Source organism: Ottowia thiooxydans DSM 14619 (genome assembly GCF_000422885.1).
In the GTDB taxonomy this organism is placed as follows: Bacteria; Pseudomonadota; Gammaproteobacteria; order Burkholderiales; family Burkholderiaceae_C; genus Ottowia; species Ottowia thiooxydans.
This window is the reverse complement of record NZ_AUGX01000011.1, coordinates 252,253-274,713: the sequence shown is the minus strand read 5'-3', so window position 1 is coordinate 274,713 and position 22,461 is coordinate 252,253. Positions and strand designations below refer to the sequence as shown.

Genomic DNA, 22,461 nt, shown 5'->3' with positions numbered 1-22,461 from the left:
ATGGTCTGCTCCGCGACCTTCCGATTTTTACGCCCTTTCTTGCTCGCGCGGTAGGGGTACGACTGGATCACATTTCATGCGCTGCAGTTGGCTTCTGCTCCCGCTCCCTCTCCCGCCTGCGGGAGAGGGCTGGGGTGAGGGTCGGCAGCGCATCTAAGGGCGCTTGGCGCTGGAGAAAATTGATATGTTTCTAACCGTCAACGGACACAAAATCTACGCTTACACAGGTGGCAAGGCGTTCAACGCCGCGCAGCCCACGGTTGTTTTCATCCATGGGGTGCTGAACGATCACAGCGTCTGGATCCTGCAAAGCCGATATATGGCCAATCATGGCTGGAACGTGCTGGCCATCGATCTGCCGGGCCAGGGTAAAAGCGGTGGCGAGCCACCCACCACGGTGGAGGAAGCTGCCGACACCATCATTGCCCTGCTTGCAGCGGCGGGCCTCAACCAGGCGGCACTGGTGGGTCACAGCTTCGGCTCGCTGATTGCGCTGGAAACAGCGGCACGTGCCCCTGCTCACGTCAGCCATCTGGTCATGGCCGGCGCAGCCTGCCCAATGAAGGTCTCGCCTGCTCTGCTGGAAAGCTCTGTGAAGGCACCGGAAAAGGCGATTGCCATGGTCAATCAGTTTTCGCACTCAATGCTGGCGCCACCCCCCTCAGCCTTCGGCCCCGGCTCATGGCTGTACGGCGGCTCTCGCGCCCTGATGCGGCGAATGCTGGCCAGCAACTCTAAGACCAATGTGTTCTACACGGGCTTCAAGGCATGCGACAGCTATTCCGGTGGCGAGCAGGCCATGGCGGCGGTGCACTGCCCTACCCTTTTTCTGATTGGCCGGAACGATCAGATGACACCACCCAAGTCCGCCAAGGCGCTGGCCGCCCATGCAAGGCTGGCCAAGATCACAGAGGTGAATGCCGGGCATTCGCTCATGACTGAAGCGCCGGATGAGGTGCTGTTCGCGCTGCGGGAATTTCTGTTGGAGTGACTCCCATCAAAAACGTGGAAACCGCGGTTGGCAGGAGTTAGCGACTTCTCGACCCTGCCACCGGGTGATGGAATCTTCTGAACGGTATTTGCACTCCGCGTATCACGAATGCGTAGACATGGCCTTCTGATGACTGCGCGCAGAGGCCGCCATATCCGCCAAGTAACCGGCCGCCTGAGGTCGCATCAGTTCAGCAAGGAGCCTAATCACGACCTGGTCTCCAGTGGTCCAACGTTCCCGTGTACCGAGCACATTGAAGGTCGCGAAGCAACTGCCATCCTGCCGCACCAAAGGTACATTCATGACTGCCCGCAGACCCATGGATGTAATCAATTGAGCGTCATCGAAAACGTCTTGCAGCGCACCCAGGCCCTCGCCGATGAAAAGCTCGCCACGCAGCAGCAGTTGCCGAGTCCAGTTCGTCATGGACTTGAGCTTCGTTCCACCGACAGGATATTCCTGGGGCCTGGAAGACCAGATACGCTGCAAAAGCACATCTCGCTCCGAAGCCGCATGAACGCGATTAACTGTCATCAGCCCGTCGCCTAACACCGTTTGACGAAAGCGCTCTGCAAGGCCCATGGAGTCATCAAAACCTTCAGCTCTGGGCAAGCGCTCGCACAAGACAGAGAATGCGTCTGCAGGCAGACTAACAAGGACTTCACCTCGTTCAGAGTCACTCATTCTTGATCCCGAGCTCGCGAATAATCTTGCCGTAACGGTCGGCATCGCTACGCAAAGTGGCAGCAAACTCCGCAGCCGTCGCGTTAGTCACCTCCACGCCCATGCTGTCCATCCGGACTTTCACATTCGGATCTGCCATGGCAGCGTTTGCTGCGGCGTTGAGGCGATCGACCAGATCTTTAGGCATGCGTGCCGGGCCGAAGAAGCCATACCAAACTCCGAGCTCATAGCCCGGTAATGTTTCAGCCACAGTGGGTATTTCCGGCAGCAGAACGGAACGCTTGGCCTCCGTCACAGCGAGCAGCTTGAGTTTTCCAGCCTTGACGTGGGGAAGCGTTTGGGTGCCTGCGGAGAACAGCACTTGAGTCTGGTCGGCCACGGTATCCACTACAGCCGGAGCACCCCCCTTATAAGGAATGTGGGTCATGCGCACGCCGGCAGCGCGTTCAAAAAACACGGCGCTGAGGTGATTCGTTGAGCCGGCACCGGCGCTGGCGTAATTGAGCTTTCCGGGGTTGGCCTTGGCGTAGGCGATGAGTTCGCGGACGTTCTTCGCCGGCACGGAGTTGCTCACGACGAATGTGTTGACGACGTTTGCCAGTTGAGCGATCGGCGTGAAGTCCTCAACACCCTTGAAGGGCATGCTCTCCATCAATGCCGGGTTCATCGCGTGCGTGCTCATTGACCCCACCAACAACGTGTAGCCGTCAGGACGCGCTTTGGCCACCATGTTTGAGCCGATGTTGCCAGACGCACCGGCCCGGTTGTCGACAATCACAGGTTGACCAAGCGATTTGGCGAGCTGTTCGGCGAGTGCGCGCGCAAGAATGTCCGTGGATCCGCCCGGCGCCCAGGGAACTATGAGAGTAATGGGCTTTTCAGGATACGCTGCTGTTGCGATGCTGGCAGCTCCGAGCAGCAAAGCACCGAGGAAATGTCTCAGGCGGATGAAAGTCATGGGTTTACTCCAAGGAAAAAAACGGTTCAACGCCCTACGGCATAGCCCTGCATGCCACGCGGATTAGCCGCAGCACGCAACAGAAGGCGGCCACGCGAGTCACGCTCTCTGCTGCATGCAGACATGCGGCTCTCTGACCAGTCCGGGCCAACCTTGACCTCATGCCCAGCTCGCCGGAGCTCATCGATTTCCGAGGGCATGAACCGTGATTCGAGCGTCAGTTGGTTCAAGCGAGTTTGTCGCGGCCAGAATGAAGCGGGGAAATGATCGACGTGCCAGGCGGGCGCATCAATAGCCTCCTGGAGATTCATGCCGTGAACGGCATGACGAAGAAAGAATGCGGGCGACCACTGATCCTGCTGATCGCCTCCAGGTGTGCCAAAGACCATGTAAGGCTCGCCGTCTCGCAGCGCCAGCGACGGTGACAAGGTCGTGCAAGGGGCGACCCCTGGCGTCAGGCTGTTGGGCAGACCATCGTCCATCCAGGTCATTTGCAGCCGCGTGTTGATCGCAAACCCCAAAGCCGGCACCGTTGGACTGGAGGAAAGCCATCCGCCCGAAGGTGTGGCAGCGGCCATGTTGCCATGCCGGTCGATCACGTCTATGTGACAGGTGTCCCCGACGAACACTTCGCGCTCTGCCCATTGAGAGACAGGTGGCAGCGTCGCGAATGTGGGCTCGCCAATGCCGAATCGGGTGTCAGCGGTCAGCAATGTGCGGCGAGCTACGTCCAGGTCGGGCAACCGAGCGCTCCGGCCGAGCGGATTACCAGGACGCAGTTCGTTAGAGGCTATTTCGCCAATTTCGGCCCAGCGTGCACTTAAATACTCGTCCGACAGCAGCGCCATCTGCACTTCAGTGTTCGCGCCGGGCGCCACGCCATACCAAGCCAAGCGGTCGGCCATGGCGAGTTTGGCGGCCTCGGCGATGCGGTGGACAAAACCTGCGGTGCCAGGTGCAAACTGTTCCAAGCCCGCGTGACGCAGCATTCCAATCTGCTGAAGAAAGGCAGGCCCCTGGCTCCAGTACCCACACTTGGCCAGCGTATAGCGGCCAAAGTCAACCGTCAGAGGTGACTCCACTGTTGGGGACCATGCAGCCATGTCCTCGTAGCGCAGCAGACCACCGTGGAGCTCGCCACTGGTGTCTTGCACTTTGGCGCTCCGGTAGTAAAGATCTATCTCCCGCGCTACGAAGCCCCGGTACCAAATTTCGATCGCTGCGTCGATTTGGGTGGTCCGATCTTCGCTGCTTGCCTGCGCCTCTTGAACGATGCGTTCATAGGTTTTTGCCAATTGAGGCATCTGGAAAAGCTCCCCAGGCACGGGTACGCGGCCGCCCGGCAACCATGTATCGGCTGAGCTGGTCCATTGCGTGCGAAAAAGCTCCTGGACTGCATAGATGGCTTGCACTGCGCGCGGAATCAGCGGAAACCCGTCCCGTGCATATCGAATGGCAGGAGCCAATACGTCGGCCAAAGACCACGTCCCGTGCTCACGCAGCAAAGTCATCCAGGCACCGAATGCGCCGGGCACAGTAGCAGGCAATAAACCGATGCCTGGCACTTGCTCAAACCCCATGCGCCGAAAAACCTCAACCGTAGCCTCCATCGGAGCCACGCCCTGACCATTGATCGCCAGCGTTTTGCCCAAACGTTCGCTCCAAAGCAAGATAGGGACTTCGCCGCCTGGGCCGTTCAAATGAGGTTCCACAACCTGCAACACAAACCCACCGGCAACGGCCGCGTCATAGGCGTTGCCCCCACGTTCAAGAACACCCATGGCCGCCTGCGAGGCGAGCCAATGAGTTGAAGATACGACGCCGAAGGTGCCGGAAATCTCCGGCCGTGTGGTGAATTCGCTCATTTGATGCCAGTAAGTGGCTGGTCCTTTTGTCCTTCAACTGTACGCTTTTGAAATAGACTAATGGCAATGAATTCGCATCGACTCATACACTAAGTGCTATTTCACAGTCGTGGATAACCCTAGCCTCCTCATACAAAACGCAGTTGAGTCGCGTATCAAGGTTCGCCACTACCGTCTCCTGGTCGCCCTTGATCAGCTCCGATCCGTCACTCGTGTGGCCGAGACCCTGGGTATCAGCCAGCCGTCGGTGACGCGCTCACTTGCAGACATTGAAGCTGTCTTTCGAACTCCGCTTTTTTTCCGCACTGGCAGAGGTTTGGAGCCCACGGCAGCGGGTAAAGTGGTCATAGCCCGGGCAGCGCACGCGATCTCGGAAAGTCAGGCGCTGTTAGGTGAGCTTGAGAGCGTGCAAGCTGGGTTCCAGGGCAGGCTACGCCTGGGTTTTATTCCTTATGCCTCCACCCGTGTGCTTGACGCAGCGTGGGCGCATCTGTTGTCGCTGCGTCCACGGGTCAGCATGACCGCTACCGAAGATGTGACCGGGCCACTGCTGGCGGCGCTACGCGCCCGCACTCTGGATTGCGCCATATGCCGCTTCTCGCCGGACAGCGGTGATTCCGGTGACGATATTGAGCATGTGCTGCTCTATCACCAGCGGGCTCGTCTGGTGGTGGCGCGTCAAAGTGCGGCCTTACTCACGCGGTATTCGGAATTGGACGTTGCACGGCTACATGAAATGGACTGGATTTTTCCACCCGCTGGAACACCGATCGGCCACATGATCGAAGCCATTTTTACTGCCGCAGGCCGCAAACTGCCGGTTCCAGCATTGGAAGCGTACGCAGTACGCACGGTGGCTTCAGCCTTGCGCACACTCCCGCGAGGCATCACGATTCTTCCGGACGATATCGCGCAAGCGGTTTGCGTTGGTGGCGCCGCTGAGATATTGCCGTATGTATTGCCCTCTTCATTGCCGCCTGTGGGATTGGCCTGGCTCAGAGGCTCCCCAAAGTCTGATCGCATTGTCGCGCTACGGGACGCCCTGTTGGCGGTCTTGCAAGCAGGGTGAACGGTGCCCCCACGAGGTAGTGATCTAGTGGAACCCGTTTAACTTTTTCGGAATTGCTTTCGCAGAAAAGGTTTGTGGCGCGCAATGTGCTCCATATGCGGCGCGGCAATCGTGCCGCCGAGGTCCACCCCGTCGCCATTGAGGACCTCGTTGGCAAAGGTCATGGCCCGCGCCACCACCTCGGCCTCGCTCACGCCCTGCTGCTCCGCCAGGTCCAACGCCACGCGCCGCATCGCACGTTGCGACAACATCCACATCGCGCTGTAAGCATCCCAGGCTGCTGCAGCCTCCTTCGACTTGTCCGTGTCGGCAAGGATTTCGTTCAAAGGTTTGGCGAGGATGGCCTGCAGACCCTCCAGCTGCTCCTGTAGCTCTTCCACGCGGACTTCCAGCTGCTCCGATGTGGGAGGAACGGGTACCGCTTCGTCGGCGTTCAACAGGATCATAGTGATGGGAGAGATGGTGAAGAGGATGGCATGGATACGTCCAGGAAGCCGCAAATGATAAGGCTCTAAACTTGCGTCACGTCACTTTGCATGGCTCCTGCCCGCCACACCAAGGTCTTTTTTTTACTGCTTGGTCATCTGGCTCGTGGCGACTAATATCATCGGTTTTCTGGCTGATCGTGCCGTAGACGACCCTCTGTGGTTCTACTGGTTCACACGTTTTCGAGCTACCTGTTCTACGCCATTTGGCAGCTTATTTTTGCCTGGATTGTTTGCCTTGGGATGCGGAACATCGTGAGAGAAACGCGTCTTTCTCAGCCCCTGGAAACGCGGGCGTGTTCACACTAAACGGCAAACACGCAAATTTATCTGGCGGGTGGTGACTGGAGAATGTCGTTCAACGTCAGGGCAGCGACACCCTCATTGCACCACCAGGATTTAAGTCCCTCGTCGGGCACCAGCAACAGGCGCTCCATGAGCGGCGCAAGTGGGGTGCGCTCTGGATTGGCAAGCAGCACATAGCGAGGCTCCTCGTTCTCTCTCAGCGTCGCGAGCGCGCCCACCCAGTCGAGTGATTGCAATGCTTCAAGCACGGGGCTGAGTTGCAGGGTGTCCACCCTCAGGCTCTGAGCTAGTTGCGGCAGAGTCATTCCCTTTGCACTTAAGTCTCGCGCTCCGTGTAGCGCCCTGAGCACCTCGCAGCCCAGCTGAAACTCCCAACCGGGCCCGCCGCCACGCCTCGCCACGCCTGAGATAAGGCTTGGCAAATAGGCGGCGATGACCGCACCGAACAAAACAATTAACCAGCACAGGTAAATCCACAGCAGCAAAATTGGCACCGCGGCGAAGGTGCCGTAGATCAACGAATAGGTGGGTATGCGGGACAAATACCAACCCATAATTTGCTTGACCAAACCAATGCACACGGCCACGAACAGGCCCCCAGCCAAGGCATGTTTCCATTTCACCGGGGTATTGGGAACGAACCGATAAAGAAGCGCCAGGCCGCCGGCCATCAGGAAAAACTGAGCGCTATCAAGCAAGAAATTCAGGCCACCTGGCAGGTCGGGCAAGACCCCTCGCGAACGAGTGACCACGTAGGAGGTGATCGCCAGGCTTCCGCCCATCACCAGCGGGGCTAAGGTGAGCACAGCCCAGTACACCAGCACGCGTTGGCCCAACGGCCTGTGACTGGTCACCCGCCAGATGTCATTCAAGGTGTGGTCTATCGTGAGCACCAGCATGAGCGCGGTGATAAGAAAACCTATACCACCTGCTACACCCAGCTCACTCGCCTTGCCCGCAAACTGCGTGAGATAGTCCATCACGTTGCTGGCGATGCTCGCCGGAATCAGGCTCTCGATCAGCCACTGCTCCAAGGCGGCCTTGAGCTCCGCGAACAGCGGAAACGCGGTGAAGACCGAAAGCACGATGGCGAAAAACGGTACCAACGCAAGCGTAGAAGTGAAAGTAAGCGAACTGGCCGTAAGACCCAGCCTGTCCTGCTGAAAGCGCTGCCACAAGGTGGCGGCCGTGGGAAGCACCGGAAAATCGGTGATCCCCGTAATAAATTCGTGCGCGCGCGCTCTCAAAGCCTGCAACTTCATACCAGTATCATCCTAGAAACGGAAGTTGACCGCTTGTGATCTTCATGAAAGTCACGCGAAGCCTCAATTGAGCTCTTCGCTGACCTTCGATTGACAGAGGAGAGCGCTATATGCCCCGGTCTGACCGCCCACTCTCCTAAGATCTCCTGGATGTCACCGCCCATGCCTATCTCTCCCCCTGCTTCCTCGCCAGCTCAGGCGCCTCCTGACGTCCGCTGGACAAGGGTGATCGCTGTATCCACCCTGTTAGCGTTGATTGTGCTCGTACTGGCCTGGGAACTCTGGTTGGCACCGCTGCGCCCCGGAGGTTCCTGGCTGGTGCTGAAGGCATTGCCGCTGGTCTTGCCTTTGCCGGGTTTACTGCGAAACCGCATGTATACCTATCGCTGGACATCTCTCTTCGTATGGCTCTACATGACCGAAGGGATCGTGCGCGCCAGTGGAGATCGCCCACCTGGAGATAAGCTGGCGCTGTTGCAAGTGCTGCTTTGCGCCGCACTGTTCACAGCCTGCACGCTGCACGTACGCTTGCGGCAAAAGCACGCTAAACGCGCCGCCTCCGCCGCCGCAAGCTCATGATTAAAAGAGACACCGCAATGAACTATTCCGATCTTCTAAAGACCCTGCGTGACATCGTTGGCGCTGCGCATGTGTTGACCGATGGTGACCTGAGCGCTTACACGCGCGATTGGCGCAAGCGCGCAGAAGGTAACGCCCTGGCGGTGGTTCGCCCAGCTGATACCGAGCAGGTGGCAGCCGTGGTGCGTGCCTGCGCAAAGCATGGCGCCAGCATCGTGCCCCAGGGAGGAAACACGGGGCTGGCAGTGGGTGCGGTGCCAGACACGAGCGGATCACAAGTGGTGCTCAGCTTGAGGCGCCTGGATAAGGTTCGCGCCATGGATCCAGCCAACCTGACCATCACCGTAGAAGCCGGCTGCATCCTGCAAAACCTTCAGACTACCGCAGAAGCCGCCGGCTTCCTGTTCCCCTTGAGCCTGGCTGCGGAAGGCAGCTGCACCATCGGTGGCAACCTGGGCACCAACGCTGGCGGCACCCAGGTGGTTCGCTACGGCAATGCGCGCGAGCTATGCCTTGGCCTTGAAGTAGTCACAGCCCAGGGCGAAATATGGAACGGCCTCACTGGCTTGCGCAAAGACAACACGGGCTATGACCTGCGCGATCTGTTCATCGGCAGCGAAGGCACCCTGGGCATCATCACTGCGGCCACCATGAAGCTGTACCCTCTGCCAGCGGCACGCCTTACCGCGTGGGCGGCGGTGCCTTCGATGCAGGCAGCGGTGGATCTACTAGGACTGGCGCACAAGCACCTGGGCGCAGGCTTGACGGGTTTTGAGGTGATGAACCAGTTCGCCTTGAGCCTGGTCGACAAGCACCTCCCCCAATTGCGCGTACCTTTTTGGCGCGAATACCCCTGGTGCGTGCTGGTGGAAAACTCCGATCACGAGAGCGAGGAACATGCCCGCACGCAGTTTGAAGGCCTGCTCGAAGCAGCGCTGGAGGCTGGCTGCGTTGCCGATGCCATAGTTGCAGAAAGCTTGGCTCAAGCCAGCACCCTTCGGCATATCCGCGAGAGCATTCCGATGGCGCAGGCCGAAGAAGGTCTGAATATCAAGCAGGACATCAGCGTACCTATATCGCGCATTCCTGCCTTCGTGGAGGAGACCGATGCAGCGCTGATGCGCGAAATTCCTGGAGTACGCCTGGTCGATTTCGGCCACCTGGGCGATGGCAATCTGCACTACAACGTGCAAACACCCGAAGGCGGTGATGCACGAGAGTTCCTGCTCAAATATGAAGATCGAATCAACACCGTGGTGTTCGATTCCGTGGCGAAGCATGAAGGCTCCATCAGCGCCGAGCACGGCATTGGCAGCTTGAAAGTTGAGAAACTGCCCGACTACAAATCACCCGTAGCCCTGAACATGATGCACGCCATCAAAAAGGCCCTGGACCCTGACTCCATCATGAATCCGGGACGGGTGCTCAGTACTCGTATCTAAGGTTTTCGCTGCCGTACTGGCTTTAGCCTTAGGGATTCGTGCACAAGCCATTTCAGCTCAAAAAGAGAAGTTAATCGGCCTTAAACAAATATATATGTTGGTATTTCATTAGATGATCTAACATATATATCATGCCAAAACGCTCTCCAGCCATTGATGCTATGCCCTCTGCCGTGCTGACTCATTTACGCGCGCTGGGGGAGAACCTCAGCATTGCGCGCAAACGCCGGCGCGAGCCGCTCGCCTCGTGGGCCCAGCGCATTGGCGTATCCGAGCCCACGCTCATGCGCATGGAAAAGGGCGATCCCAGTGTCTCCATGGGTGTCTACGCCACCGCCCTGTGGCTGATGGGCCGCGCGCAGGCTTTGCCGGAGTGCGCTTCTCCCGAATTCGACTTGGGTGCGCTGGAAGATTCAGTGCGCGCAGCGAAAACACGTTCGGTACGCAAGCGGCCATCGCTTTATGCCACTGTGGCAGCCCAGGACGCAGACAGCGAGAACGGCAAGCCATGACCCCCTTCGACCTCAGGCATTACCAGCCCGGCGACGTGCTTTACCTATGGTGGCTGGCCAATCCCTCTGCCCCCCGCCTCATCGGCGAACTACGAACGGCGCGCTCGCGCAAGGGTGTGTCACTGGTCTATGCGCCGCAGTGGCTTACATCCGGCTTCCCACTAAGCGAAGATCTTCCCCTGGTTGAGGGGGAATTTTTTCCTCATGAAAAAGAAACCGCAGCGGGAGCAGTCGATGACGCGCGTCCAGACCGTTGGGGCGAGCGCGTCATCCGCGCACTGGACAAGCCACCACGTCTGGCGGTGCTGGATTTCCTTTTTTTTGCTGGAGACCAGCGCTTCGGCGCCCTGGGAGTGTCCGTCTCCGCCAGCAAATACTTGGCACGCGATACCGGCCCGCTGCCCCAGCTTGCACAGGCGGGAGAGGTGGAGGCACTAGTTCACCAGATCCTTTCGGGCGAGCCCGTGGAAGAAGCCAAGCGCAGACTCATCACTCCCGGAACCACGCTGGGCGGCGCCCGCCCTAAGGCCTTGCTGGAGTTGGATGGCCATCCCTGGGTATTGAAATTCAACGAACCCGGCGAACCTATCGACACTCCGCTGGTAGAACACGCCGCGATGACGCTAGCCGTGCAAGCCGGCATTCGCGCCGCACGTACGCTGCCCGTGAAACTGAGCCACGGCCACGCAGTCGCCGTCCAGCGCTTCGACCGCGAGGCGGGTGGCCTGCGCAGGCACGCGCTTTCAGCCAACGTAGCGCTCAAGGCTGCCGGTGAGTCTCTAGGATATCCAGAGCTGGGACAATGGCTGCGTCGGCGCGGGATCACGACGGGTGGGCTGCACCTCGCACAAATGCGCGAACTATTTCGGCGCATGGTCTTCAACATTTTGATCGACAACACCGACGACCACGAGAAGAACCACGCACTGCTGATGGCAGACAGCGGCGAATACGAACTCTCGCCCGCTTTCGACGTATTGCCGTCAGGCCAAGCGCTGGGCTACCAGCAAATGCGGGTGGGTGCGCATGCGGCGGATGCGACTCTGGAAAACGCGCTATCGGAGTACAGGCAGTTCGGCTTGAAGCGGGATGAAGCCATAGCAGAGGTGCGTCAAGTCAGCGCGGCCGTAGCAGGGTGGAAAGAACACTTCGCGCTCGTGGGCGTGGCGGCGGCAGACATTGAATCCCTGGCCGGCCAGATCGATCGGCCGTTCCTGCTCCAGCAACGGAAGGCGTTCACGTCTTAAAAATGTTGGGCATCATACAGAATTCGCCATGATCATTTCCGGAGCTCAAGCGCTCGTCATAGGCGCAGCACTCAGCGCCGCAGCGGCAGTTGCTCACCTGGCCTGCATCCTATGGGGTGCGCCAGCGTATCGCTTCATGGGCGCAGGCGAGAAGATGGCGCGCGCCGTGGAGGCTGGGAAACTTCGGCCTACTCTCGTCACTCTGGGCGTCACAGCTGTGCTCCTGGTCTGGTCTGCCTACGCGTTGGCAGGAGCTGGCATCATGGGTGGCTTACCACTCGTCAAGTTTGTGCTCCTCGCCATCAGCACGGTGTACTTATCCCGCGCAGTCGCATTTCCACTCCTCAAGCCGGCCTTTCCCGAGAACTCTCAAGTCTTCTGGCTTGTGTCTTCTGGCATATGCCTTGTTATTGGGCTGGTTCACATCTACGGCCTTGTCTTGCAATGGCCGGTACTGTGACGTCTAACCCGCCATTCAGCGCTCTGTCCTGTGGTGAACGCCGGGCTGCACCTCAACGCTAACAATGGGCAATTGCTCTCTGGTAGCCAGAGCAGCGTCGCAAGGTTCACAACAGACGCAGCCTACTAGCAAAAGTCGACATCATTGAGCCGTTAGCTCGCACAGAAACATCCACCATGCCCATCCCAACTCACGTACAGACCATGTGGTCCGCATTCGCCGCGGAAGCTGGAGGCATTGAAGAAGACCGGTTCTATGAGGCTTTCGGGTTTGGAGACTCGCCTTCAATGGTCGATGATCTTGGACAACTCGTGCTGGCAGGCATCAAGCGAGCGACTGCAGGATCAGTCTGGTCGTACGAGTCATCAGGTCAAGGCGTGCCGAAGCCGGGTGACCTCAGCGTCGTAACCGACTCAAACAATGTACCGCTGTGCATTATCGAAACGGTACAAGTCGATATCGTCCCATTCGATGATGTCACAGAAGAGTTCGCGGCAACTGAGGGAGAAGGCGATGGCTCTCTGGACTACTGGCGGGAGGCGCACCTTAATTATTTCACCAGGGAGTGCGAGCGCTCCGGGCGCAAATTCAGTGGTGAGATGCTGCTCGCCTGTGAACGGTTTCGGGTCGTCTATCCTCCCGATGTGCGCAGTGCGGCCTAACCCATCGCTCAAGCGGAGCGCTTGGCGTGGTCACCCGCTCAGCTCTACGGTTAAGCGCGCCTACTTTGGAATTCACTCACGGACCGCTGTTAGCCCGTGGCCGCCGCACAGCATTCTGAATAGTGGCCGCTCTGGCGTGCCGCTCAATCAGTTCCTTCCAGCGAACTCAGGAATCTTTGCTCGGCTCGGCGAGCGGCGGTGACCTCTTAGTATTGTTTGATCTCAGGTGTCTGGCCAACCCCACTCCCCCAGCTTCACCGGATAAAGCCACCTGAGAACTGGAGCTCGTACACCTTGGTGCCAGCGAGCATGACTTGCTCGCGCCCACCGAAACGATCCAAGGAACCTTGAATCTCACAAGCATAGGCAAAGTCTGCGACTTGGAAGGCGCCGGGACCACGAACCGGTAGATCGGGTGGACATTTGCATAGAGCGTTCCTCAGAAATCTGTAGATCTCGGGAGCCGATGCACCGATCTCTGCCGTGAGGCCTCCAGCATAGGCCATTGACCAGACTGGGCGTTTGAGGTCGTAGACAAGCTCCTGTCCGACGAAAAATCCCATGCCAGCGTAGATATCTCGATACAGAAAGTCTCCCTCCGCGAACTCGAATTGCTTGGTTGATGGAAGAAGAGGCTCGACGGACGCGGAGTTATCCTGCCCAGCATAAGTGACCAGCTTAGCAGCGTGTAGAAACTGGGTAAGAGAGCTTGGCATCGTGTTTTCCTAGTGCCTTAACGTGAGGTTGACCGAATCGCCACGCAGATCATGTCTGGCGCTCGCGACTCACATTAGCGATGCTACAGTCGGCCAGAAGCTGCCTTCCCTGGTGGCCATTTTGACAGGCGTAAAAGCCGGTTTGGAAGTGTTTTCAACTAAAAGTTGTGTTGTGATTTCTATTCGACCAACAGAACCGAATGAATGGCGAACCTATCGGGATGTGCGCCTTCAGGCACTGCTTGATTCTCCGAATGCCTTTGGCAGTACCTATGAAGAAGAGGTCGATAGAACGGACGCCATCTGGGCGGCCAGGATCGCTGCAGCGGCGTCCTCAGGTCAGGACTGCGTTCTTTTTGCACGCCATCGCGAGAACGTTTGTGGTCTCGTGTGGTGCAAGTTGTCGGCCGGCGAGCCGATGGTTGCGAACGTATTCCAGATGTGGGTTGATCCCGCATCGCGCGGAAAAGGAGCGGGACGCGCCCTACTAAAAGCGGCCATCGATTGGGCCGAACGCGTCGGCGCGCGTCGGGTTTGTTTGTGTGTCACCTCAGCAGAAACACCAGCGATGGGCTTGTATCTGGCATGTGGCTTTCGCCCCGCCGGAGCTACGGAGCCGCTGCGTGAAAGCTCTAGCCTCTTGGTACAGCCGATGAGCCTCACTGTTGGGTCTGCCTCACCCTAAGCCCGATCTAGTGGTACGAACCAATCAGGCATGAAGCGAAATATGTTGAGCGGCAGTACCCATCCAAATTTTCAGCGCCAAGCCTAGACCGCATAGCATGCGGGTCTATATTTTGCGTTAGGCCGCGCATGTCATCTTCCTCTATCTGAAAATTTTCAATGCAAGTTGAACACCGAATCGTAATCGCTGCGCCCCCGGAAACAATCTTCCGGATATACGAGAATGTCCAAAACTGGCACACGTGGGACCCTGACACGAAGCAAGCCTTTCTTGACGGTCCATTTCGTGTCGGCTGCCGCGGCCGAATCACACCCCCCAAAGGCATGGCCGTTCCAATGGTTCTGACTCAAGTGGTGCCCGGAAGGTGCTTCACGGTCGATTCGAAGATTCCGCTGTTTCGTATGAAATTCGAGCACGAACTCATCCCAGTGTCAGGAGCGACAGAGGTCGTCCACAGAGTTACATTCTCAGGTTTGCTGTCCTTTGTTCTAGGTTCAATGCTGGCCAAGCAACTGAACTCAGGCCTTCCGGTCACGCTCCGCAACCTGAAGGCACTCGCCGAGGGGACGAATGCTGCTTAAGCCCTCGGTCCAGGAGACGGCCCAAAGATGCGCTTTGGACTACTGGCGAGAGTCGCACCTCAACTACTTCACCAGAGGGAGTGCGAGCGGTCTGGGCGCAAGTTCAGTAGCGAGATGCTGCTCGCCCGTGAACGATTTCGGGTCGTCTATCACACTGATGTGCGCAGTGCGGTCTAAAAACATGTTCATGAATTTTTTGGACTTGGGTATCTTGAGACAGCATCTCGGCTAAAACGAGCATTCAACCCATGAAGCCATTTGAGATCTACACCCCATCGGTCGAGGAAGTTCGCTCGGGTGAGTTGGGGCGCCGGATGCGCCAATTCAACTATCAGTTCGTGGGCGAATACGGTGAAGTGCAGCCTATCTGGGTTAGCGCGAAGAGCAGCGGGGGCGACTTGATTGGTGGGCTGCGCGGATTCGTTTTTCTGGACTGGTTTCGCATCGACCTGCTGTTCGTAGATGACAGCGTGCGACAAATCGGCGTGGGCTCTAGCCTGCTTGAATCAGCTGAAACCAAGGCGAGAGATATTGGCGCCAAATGCGCCGCGCTAGAGACATTTGAATGGCAAGCCCGCGATTTCTATCTCAAGCAGGGCTACGAAGAGTATGCGCGTCTCGATGACTACATCAAAGGCTTCGGTTTGATTCACATGAAGAAGACATTGGCCGCACCAAGCCTTTAGGCGACTGGTTTGTAGCCGATCCGATCCTCGCCTAAGAACTGATGGCGGATACCCAGAAGCTTAGAGGCACAATGGACGCACGCCAAGCAGCAATCTTCAGCGTGCGGCTTACTCGCTCGGAAGGTCTCCATGTTCCCTTTTGACATTCTCATCGCGTACTTTGCTGCTGTCCTGCTGGTCGTGGCAGCCCCTGGCCCCGACAATATCTTGGCTATCAGCCGTGGCCTCAGCCAAGGCTGGTCTGCAGCGGCCGCTTCGTCGGTCGGTGCGGGTCTTGGAATCATGGTGCATTCAATAGCCGCTACGCTCGGATTGGCCTTGGTGCTGCAGTCATCTCCCTTGGCGTTCTGGTTGATCAAAGTGGCCGGTGCCGCGTATCTGTTGTGGTTGGGTTACAAAGCCATCACTGCTCGCAGTCTTATCTCGTTGAGCCCTTCTGACCGCCAGCCCCTCAGCCGCGTTTTCATGACAGGGTTGCTGTCGAACGTTCTAAACCCAAAGCCGGGGTTGTTCGTGGTGGCCTTTATTCCGCAATTCGTTTCAGCCTCGCGTGGGTCCGTGCAAACGCAGATGCTCGTTTACGGCGCCATCTTTGCCGTCGTCACTGCCGTGGTTTTCACAGTGTTGGGCGGGTTGGCGACAAAACTCTCTGCATGGCTTGAGCGCCGGCCCAAGGCTATAGCGGCGGCCAACGTCGGTGCAGGAATCACATTCTTCGCTGCTGGCCTTTCCATTCTTGCGCTGGGTCGCAAGCAGTAAGACCTAGCCTGTCGGGTAAAAGCTTGGGTCTACTTCCGGCTGCGCCTCCACATCTTCTCCACACTCGATTGCGTTCATGTAGCTACGTCGAGCCACAATGGATCGGACTGCATTCAGTCAGGCCGCGATAGGTTCGCTTCGCTCTCCGTGATCAGCTCGCGAAAGGAGTCGCACCTCACTGCTGCGACTCTGCTGGATGCACAAAAAAAGCGGGAGCACTTTCGTGCTCCCGCTTTTTTAATCAGCGCTGGTCTGATTAGCGTGGTGAATATGGCTTTGCAGTGCGCGCTGCAGGTGCACCATGGCCGCGAGGCGCGGCAGGTTTGCGGTTCTGGCCAAACGTTGTGGCCTTCACGCGTGCCATAGGCTGACCATGAGCTGGCTTGCCGAAGTTACCGCCGCCCTCAGCGCGGCGGGGAGCTGCACCGCGCTCGCTGCGATCGAATGTACCTTCAGGCTTGAATTGGCGCGGACCGCGGGAGTCACCTCCACGTGGGCCACCAAAGCCTTCACGGCCACCACCACCGCCAAAGCCTTCGCGGCCACCGCCGCCAAAGCTGTCACGGCCACCGAAGCTTTCACGGCCGCCAGGACGACGACCCCGACCAGCTGGCTTGCCACCACGGCCGTATTCTTTCGGGCCGGTCACGGCAGGGAAGGACTTGGTTGGCTCCAGTCCGTCGATCGTGAGAGGACGGAAAGGTTGTTGCGTATAGGCCTCGATATCGGCCAAGCGACGACGATCACGAATCTCCGCCAAAGTGATAGCCAAGCCATCACGGCCAGCGCGTCCGGTACGGCCGATACGGTGGGTGTAATCCTCTGCCTTCATGGGCAGGCCAAAGTTGAACACGTGCGTCACGGTAGGTACGTCAATACCGCGTGCGGCTACGTCAGTGGCCACCAGGATTTGTACCCGGCCATCGCGCAGGGCGCTCAGGCGGCGGTTGCGAACAGCCTGGCTCAGGGCGCCATGCAGGGAAACCGCTGCAAAGTTAGCTTGTTGCAGCTCTTCAGCCAATTGCTCGCATTCAATTTGCGTGCAGGCAAAGACGATGGCTTGGTTGATGCCAGGATCGCGCAGCCAGTAGTCAAGCAGGCGACGCTTGTGCTCAGGGCTATCTGCCCAGTACAGTTCCTGACGAATATTGGCATGTGCTTCGCGCGGAGAATCAATCTGAATGCGCTGCAGGCGTGAACCGCCGTCATGCATCACGCGCATGGCCAGTTGCTGGATGCGCGGCGCAAACGTGGCCGAGAACATCATGGTCTGCTGGCGCTGGGCAGTCAGATTGTTGACTTCAGCAAGATCGTCCGAGAAGCCGAGATCCAACATGCGGTCAGCTTCGTCGACCACCAGGAAGCGCACTTCATCAAGCTTGATCTGGCCGGAGCGTTGCAGATCCAGAAGACGGCCAGGGGTCGCTACCACGAGGTCAGCGTTTTGCAGCTTGGCAATCTGCAGTTGGTAAGGCATACCGCCCACAATGTTGGCCACACGCAGGCCACGGCAATGGCGAACCAGGTCAATGGCATCAGCGCACACTTGTTGCGCCAGTTCACGCGTGGGGCAAAGAATCAGCGCGCCGGGTACAGCGGGCTTGAAGTTACGCGAGCTGGTAGGGTCTTTACGACGCGCACGTTTGGGAGCAGGCTCCCCACGCTCCAGGGCTTCAGCCACTTTGGCATCCCAATCGGCTTTTTCGCGCTCGTACTCGCTTTGCTGAGCAGTAAGCAGTGTATGCAGCACTGGCAGCAGAAAAGCTGCAGTCTTGCCGCTGCCGGTCTGGCTGGAAACCATCAGATCGGCGATGTTTTTAGCATCCGTTGGAAGCGCGAGCGGAATGGCGCGAGCTTGTACGGTAGTGGGTTCAGTGAAGCCCATGTCGGTGACAGCTTGCACCAACTCTGGTGCAAGGCCCATGGCCGCAAAAGCGTTCACTTTAGGAACGGCTGGCGTAGAAGCAGACGCGTCAACTTCCGAAACCACGGGCTGCTGAGTCAGCAACGCAATCAGTTCCGAAGCTGTAGTCTCTTGGGACGGCAGTGCCGTCAAATGATCAAAGGAGTCCATCATGTTTCTTTCCGGCATGCAGCAGCGGAACCGGCCTGGCGATTAAAGCTCTGGCAGGGTCGCGCCAACGCGCATGTCAAATGGTCGGGCAAAAAATACGCCCGGGGTTTAAAAAACACCAACCATCCAACAACGCGGCAAGCAAAAGAAACGGCGTAACGCCGGGTGAGAAACAAAAGAGACGGCTTTTGAAATTTTCAGCCGAATCCCGATTCTTCACCTTTGAGTCAACTCGGCCTGATAGGCCCGTGACAGCGTGCGAGAGGGGAGATGTATCTACAACGCGTTGCCAAAAGGTCAACCGCGAAGCCCTCTATTATCACTGTAAATTGCAATTGCTGCAATGCACCACAAAAATTGCTTGAAATAAAGGCTTTCGGAGCAGGGTATTCCCGCCCTCACGAAAGAACGAGCCTCCTTCAGCGGCGCGGGTGAAATCCGCATTGCTCATGAATGCCCTGTGAACCGACACCGATAACTGGGGCGGGTACCATCCTCACCATCTCGAATTTTCTTGCGCTCAGGAGGCTTCATGGCAAAAATCAACGAAACGCACGACCCCGCCCTCACCAGCTGGGTTCTATCAGCGAACGACGGCAGGACGGATTTTCCAATCCAGAATCTTCCATTTGCCGTGTTCCGCCGCCAAGGAACACAAGAAGCCTGGCGGGGTGGCGTCGCCATTGGCGATCAGATCGTGGATATGGCCGCCGCCCTTCAGGCGGGGATTTTCGAGGGCGATGCGCTCCCAGCGGCTCAAGCCGCCGCTGAACCCACGCTCAATCACCTGATGGCGCTAGGCGCCGGGAAGGTTTCGCACCTGCGCAAAGCCCTTTCAAAGGCCTTGCGAGCCGGCTCCAAAGACGAAGCCGCGATCAAGGCCGGGTTGGTTCCCCAATCCCAGGCGGAATATGCGCTGCCGGCAAGCATTGGCGACTACACCGATTTCTACACCTCAATCCATCACGCGACCAATATCGGCAAGCAGTTCCGCCCAGACAACCCGCTGCTGCCAAATTACAAATGGGTGCCGATTGGCTACCACGGACGCTCGTCCAGCATCGGCATCTCGGGACAGTCCTTCAAGCGACCTCGCGGACAGCTCAAATCACCAGATGCCGATGCGCCGCAAGTCAAGCCATGCGCACGCTTGGACATTGAACTTGAAATGGGCATCTTTGTAGGTCAAGGCAACGAATTGGGCGAATCCGTTCCTATTGAACAGGCTGAGTCACATATCTTTGGTTTGGTTTTGTTCAACGACTGGTCAGCAAGGGACATTCAGGCTTGGGAGTATCAGCCGCTCGGCCCTTTCCTTTCCAAGAGCTTCGCTTCGACCATCTCGCCCTGGATCGTGACGATGGAAGCACTGGCGCCCTTCCGTACGTCGTTCGCGCACCCCGCTGATGACCCGCAACCCTTGCCCTACCTCAGCGGCGCTGCCAACAGCGCGGAGGGCGGCCTGGACATCCAGCTTGAAGCCCTGATAGAAACATCTCAGATGCGCAATGCGAAGGCTGCGCCCGCCCGCCTCACGCTCACCAACTACCGCCATGCTTATTGGACCGCAGGCCAATTGGTGACACACCACACTGTGAACGGCTGTAACCTGCAACCCGGCGATCTGCTTGGTACGGGCACCCTGTCCGGCCCTACCCTGGACCAGGCCTGCGCGCTGATCGAGCTGACCTCAGGCGGCAAGAACCCTGTTCAACTATCCAACGGCGAGAGCCGGACCTGGTTGGAAGATGGCGACACTGTGATCCTGCGCGGCTGGTGTGAAAAACCCGGCACAGTGCGGATTGGTTTTGGCGAATGCGTTGGGACCGTGCTGCCATCAGCCTGAGCCCCATTCTGGATTCACGGGAGCAAACCGTGCCGCCAGCGCCTTCCCGCCGTATTGCCCATCTCGACATGGACGCGTTCTACGCGTCCGTTGAATGGCTGCGCTATCCGCAGCTCAGGGGCTTGCCTATGGTGATTGGCGGTGGGCGGCGGCGCGAAGATGACCTCATTGCACGGCTGAGTGAAGTGCACCCGGAGCGCGAATGGACGTCCGAGCATCTCGCTGAAATTCCTCTCGATTTCTTTCCGCTGCTGCGCGATTACGTGGGCCGCGGCGTGATCACCACCGCCACCTACCCCGCACGCCAGTTCGGCATTGGCTCGGCCATGGGAATGATGAAAGCGGCCCGACTGTGTCCGCAAGCGATCCTTTTGCCCGTCGACTTTGAGCAATATCGCAAGTATTCGCGCCTCTTCAAGGAAACCATTCGGGACATTGCCCCCCTGATGGAAGACCGCGGCGTAGATGAGGTGTACATCGATTTCACTGACGTGCCGGGCGGCCAGCGCGAAGGTGGGCGCGTGCTCGCGCGCTTGATTCAAAAACGCATCGCTGAAGTCACAGGGTTGACCTGCTCCATTGGCGTGGCGCCAAACAAGCTCATCGCCAAGATGGCAAGCGAGTTCAACAAGCCGAATGGCATCAGCATCGTGCAGGAAAGCGATCTTGAATCGATGATCTGGCCCCTGCCCTGCCGCAAGATCAACGGCATTGGCCCCAAGGCAGATGCTCGCCTGCAAAGCCATGGCATACACACGATTGGCGAGTTGGCAACACGCGATCTCCCATGGCTCATGGCGACTTTTGGCAAGGTTTATGGAGCCTGGCTTCATCACGCCGCTCATGGCCGAGACAACCGTCCCGTGGTAACCGAGAGCGAGCCCGTGAGCATGAGCCGGGAGACCACGTTCGAACGAGATCTCCATGCAGTGAACGATCGTGCGGCCTTGGGCGCCATTTTCACCAGGCTCTGCGAACAAGTCGCCGGGGATCTGGCCAGGAAGGGCTACGTGGGCAAGACCATTGGCATCAAGCTGCGTTTCGACGATTTCAAAATCGTCACGCGAGACCAGAGCATCGACAGCCATACCGCTGATCCCAAGCTGATCCGCCGCGTGGCGGGCCTGTGCCTCAAGCGCGCCGATCTCTCTCGCCGCCTGCGCCTCCTGGGTGTGAGGGTAGGCTCACTGATGAAGATTGATTCCACGGGTCAGTCTGTACAAAATCCATCAGTAACCGGTACCGACGTGTCAGCACCTGCGCTCAGAGCAGCAAGCCACGATACGCTCACTGGAGAACTCTTTTAATAACCATGGAGACATTGCCATGCCCCTGCAACTGACCTGCTTCTCGCTGACCACAGTCAACCACGTTGCGCACCTGGTGCTCAATCGTCCCGATGAGCTGAACACGATGAACCCTGCATTCTGGCGCGAGCTGGACGAGGTTTTAACGCACCTGCAGCAAGGAGGGGACGCACGAGCACTGGTGATTTCCAGTACAGGCAAGCACTTTTCAGCCGGCATGGCACTCGATGTATTCGGTGGTGCTATTCAGATGGATGACAAGAGCGCAGAAGGCCGAGCGGCGATCTTCGATCTCTTGACGAATATGCAGGCTACCTTCACCAGGATGGAGTCACTGCGCATTCCTGTGATCGCCGCTCTGCACGGGGGCTGCATAGGTGGCGCAGTAGATATGGTGACCGCGGCCTGTATCCGCTATGCCAGCGCCGAAGCGTTCTTTTGCATACAGGAGATCAACATTGGCATGGTGGCAGATGTGGGCACGTTGCAGCGGCTGCCTAAGCTGATTCCGCTGGCAGTCGTCAAGGAATTGGCCTACACCGGCCGCCGGCTGGGGGCGCAGAAGGCAATGCAGTACGGCCTGGTCAACGAAGTGTTCGAAACGCAAGAAGCCACGCTCGCGGCGGCCATGCAATGCGCTGCGGAAATTGCTGCCAAACCGCCAGTGGCCGTATGGGGCACCAAGCAGGCAGTGAACTACGCGCGGGACCACTCAGTGGAGGACAGTCTGCGCCAAATGGGGTGGCTGCAAGGGGCTATCTGGAGTAATGCGCATGTGCGTGAAGCTGTGACGGCTATGAAAGAGAAACGCGCTGGGGAGTTTCCTTCTCTTGCACAGCTGAAGAATTTCAGCGAGTTCAGCTGAGATGGGGATGTGAGAGCGTGGGGGTGTTACTCCCCCTGGGAGGGCGGCTACTCTTACTCCCTCTCCCCCTGGGAGAGGGTTGGGGTGAGGGCAAGCGGCGGTTGATTAAGCGCGGTGGTTGCTAATGGCCTTCTACTCTTCTCTTGAGGTCGGAGGCCGGGATTGCGCCCGGCGGCGCAGTCCCTTTCTTTGCTCGCACAAAGCAAGGAACCAAAGAAATGCGACCCCAAGTCCGTGTCCCTACGCTGCGCTCCGGGCACCCTCCGGTGCTCGGGCAAGGGGCGGTGCGGCAGAACTCACTTCTTTCGCTTCGCTCTCTACGTTCAAACAGCTGCCGCAAGCTAGTTCACGAAGCAAGAGCATCTTTCAGTGCTCTTGCCCACCCCTTGCCCTGCGCTCCTCGGCACGGCCTCAAGGGGT

The 22,461-nt window shown here is 58.3% G+C and carries 22 protein-coding genes; 15 read left to right on the top strand and 7 right to left on the bottom strand.

The window, feature by feature from the left end:
* Positions 1-184: 184 nt before the first annotated feature.
* Entirely contained in the window at positions 185-991 is an 807-nt protein-coding gene (locus G518_RS0110710; protein ID WP_028602541.1) for an alpha/beta fold hydrolase, read from the top strand.
* A 102-nt stretch (positions 992-1,093) separates the two neighbouring features.
* Here the strand turns inward: G518_RS0110710 and G518_RS0110705 are convergent, their stop codons facing one another.
* The 3 genes from G518_RS0110705 to G518_RS0110695 are packed head-to-tail and all read right to left on the bottom strand — an operon-like array spanning position 1,094 to position 4,498.
* Complete coding sequence (locus G518_RS0110705; RefSeq protein ID WP_028602540.1) at positions 1,094-1,675, bottom strand: hypothetical protein; 582 nt, start codon at positions 1,673-1,675, stop codon at positions 1,094-1,096.
* Entirely contained in the window at positions 1,668-2,633 is a 966-nt protein-coding gene (locus G518_RS0110700; RefSeq protein WP_028602539.1) for a Bug family tripartite tricarboxylate transporter substrate binding protein, read from the bottom strand. The genes G518_RS0110705 and G518_RS0110700 overlap by 8 nt, the downstream gene beginning before the upstream one ends.
* A gap of 26 nt (positions 2,634-2,659) precedes the next feature.
* A complete protein-coding gene (locus G518_RS0110695; RefSeq protein WP_028602538.1) occupies positions 2,660-4,498 on the bottom strand; it encodes a gamma-glutamyltransferase family protein in 1,839 nt (612 codons plus the stop codon).
* Between the two features lie 109 nt (positions 4,499-4,607).
* Here G518_RS0110695 and G518_RS0110690 point away from each other — a divergent pair, with 109 nt between their 5' ends.
* On the top strand, positions 4,608-5,567 hold the full coding sequence (locus G518_RS0110690; protein ID WP_028602537.1) for a LysR family transcriptional regulator: 960 nt from the start codon (positions 4,608-4,610) through the stop codon (positions 5,565-5,567).
* A gap of 38 nt (positions 5,568-5,605) precedes the next feature.
* Here the strand turns inward: G518_RS0110690 and G518_RS0110685 are convergent, their stop codons facing one another.
* Both G518_RS0110685 and G518_RS0110680 read right to left on the bottom strand, forming a co-directional pair.
* Complete coding sequence (locus G518_RS0110685) at positions 5,606-6,013, bottom strand: hypothetical protein (protein WP_036594341.1); 408 nt, start codon at positions 6,011-6,013, stop codon at positions 5,606-5,608.
* Between the two features lie 365 nt (positions 6,014-6,378).
* Positions 6,379-7,620, bottom strand: a complete 1,242-nt coding sequence (locus G518_RS0110680) for a YihY family inner membrane protein (protein WP_036594266.1) — start codon at positions 7,618-7,620, stop codon at positions 6,379-6,381.
* 162 nt (positions 7,621-7,782) lie between these two features.
* Here G518_RS0110680 and G518_RS0110675 point away from each other — a divergent pair, with 162 nt between their 5' ends.
* The 6 genes from G518_RS0110675 (at position 7,783) to G518_RS0110650 (ending at position 12,522) form a co-directional block, all read left to right on the top strand.
* Entirely contained in the window at positions 7,783-8,199 is a 417-nt protein-coding gene (locus tag G518_RS0110675) for a DUF2069 domain-containing protein (RefSeq protein WP_028602534.1), read from the top strand.
* 17 nt (positions 8,200-8,216) lie between these two features.
* Positions 8,217-9,641, top strand: coding sequence for an FAD-binding oxidoreductase (locus G518_RS0110670; RefSeq protein ID WP_028602533.1), 1,425 nt, complete (start codon positions 8,217-8,219; stop codon positions 9,639-9,641).
* A gap of 131 nt (positions 9,642-9,772) precedes the next feature.
* Positions 9,773-10,153: a helix-turn-helix domain-containing protein gene (locus G518_RS0110665; protein ID WP_028602532.1), complete on the top strand. Its 381-nt coding sequence runs from the start codon at positions 9,773-9,775 to the stop codon at positions 10,151-10,153.
* Positions 10,150-11,400 (top strand): type II toxin-antitoxin system HipA family toxin, encoded by a 1,251-nt coding sequence (locus G518_RS0110660; RefSeq protein WP_028602531.1) that lies wholly within the window; start codon positions 10,150-10,152, stop codon positions 11,398-11,400. The genes G518_RS0110665 and G518_RS0110660 overlap by 4 nt, the downstream gene beginning before the upstream one ends.
* A 28-nt stretch (positions 11,401-11,428) precedes the next feature.
* Complete coding sequence (locus tag G518_RS0110655) at positions 11,429-11,860, top strand: hypothetical protein (RefSeq protein ID WP_028602530.1); 432 nt, start codon at positions 11,429-11,431, stop codon at positions 11,858-11,860.
* A 176-nt stretch (positions 11,861-12,036) separates the two neighbouring features.
* Positions 12,037-12,522 carry an ASCH domain-containing protein gene (locus tag G518_RS0110650; RefSeq protein WP_028602529.1) on the top strand — a complete coding sequence of 162 codons (486 nt, stop codon included), beginning with the start codon at positions 12,037-12,039 and terminating at the stop codon, positions 12,520-12,522.
* Between the two features lie 254 nt (positions 12,523-12,776).
* Here G518_RS0110650 and G518_RS0110645 read toward each other — a convergent pair whose 3' ends face one another.
* Positions 12,777-13,238, bottom strand: a complete 462-nt coding sequence (locus G518_RS0110645) for a DUF5680 domain-containing protein (RefSeq protein ID WP_028602528.1) — start codon at positions 13,236-13,238, stop codon at positions 12,777-12,779.
* A 112-nt stretch (positions 13,239-13,350) separates the two neighbouring features.
* Between G518_RS0110645 and G518_RS0110640 the strand changes: the two genes are divergently transcribed.
* The 4 genes from G518_RS0110640 to G518_RS0110620 all read left to right on the top strand — a co-directional run bounded on the left by G518_RS0110640 (position 13,351) and on the right by G518_RS0110620 (position 15,949).
* Positions 13,351-13,923, top strand: a complete 573-nt coding sequence (locus G518_RS0110640) for a GNAT family N-acetyltransferase (RefSeq protein WP_245597945.1) — start codon at positions 13,351-13,353, stop codon at positions 13,921-13,923.
* A 158-nt stretch (positions 13,924-14,081) separates the two neighbouring features.
* On the top strand, positions 14,082-14,504 hold the full coding sequence (locus tag G518_RS0110635) for an SRPBCC family protein (RefSeq protein WP_028602526.1): 423 nt from the start codon (positions 14,082-14,084) through the stop codon (positions 14,502-14,504).
* Positions 14,505-14,752: 248 nt separating this feature from the next.
* Positions 14,753-15,190 carry a GNAT family N-acetyltransferase gene (locus G518_RS0110630; RefSeq protein ID WP_028602525.1) on the top strand — a complete coding sequence of 146 codons (438 nt, stop codon included), beginning with the start codon at positions 14,753-14,755 and terminating at the stop codon, positions 15,188-15,190.
* 129 nt (positions 15,191-15,319) lie between these two features.
* Positions 15,320-15,949, top strand: a complete 630-nt coding sequence (locus tag G518_RS0110620; RefSeq protein ID WP_028602524.1) for a LysE family translocator — start codon at positions 15,320-15,322, stop codon at positions 15,947-15,949.
* Between the two features lie 256 nt (positions 15,950-16,205).
* Here G518_RS0110620 and G518_RS34660 read toward each other — a convergent pair whose 3' ends face one another.
* Positions 16,206-18,023: a DEAD/DEAH box helicase gene (locus tag G518_RS34660; RefSeq protein WP_211231698.1), complete on the bottom strand. Its 1,818-nt coding sequence runs from the start codon at positions 18,021-18,023 to the stop codon at positions 16,206-16,208.
* Between the two features lie 532 nt (positions 18,024-18,555).
* On the opposite strand from G518_RS34660, the gene fahA reads away from it, so the two are divergent.
* From fahA to G518_RS0110600, 3 genes are read left to right on the top strand one after another with little or no spacing between them, the layout of a single operon-like run.
* Positions 18,556-19,869, top strand: a complete 1,314-nt coding sequence (gene fahA, locus G518_RS0110610) for a fumarylacetoacetase (RefSeq protein WP_028602523.1) — start codon at positions 18,556-18,558, stop codon at positions 19,867-19,869.
* Complete coding sequence (dinB, locus tag G518_RS34655) at positions 19,839-21,176, top strand: DNA polymerase IV (RefSeq protein ID WP_051236376.1); 1,338 nt, start codon at positions 19,839-19,841, stop codon at positions 21,174-21,176. Before fahA ends, dinB begins: the two co-directional genes overlap by 31 nt.
* A 19-nt stretch (positions 21,177-21,195) precedes the next feature.
* Complete coding sequence (locus G518_RS0110600; RefSeq protein WP_028602522.1) at positions 21,196-22,041, top strand: enoyl-CoA hydratase-related protein; 846 nt, start codon at positions 21,196-21,198, stop codon at positions 22,039-22,041.
* Positions 22,042-22,461 lie beyond the last annotated feature (420 nt).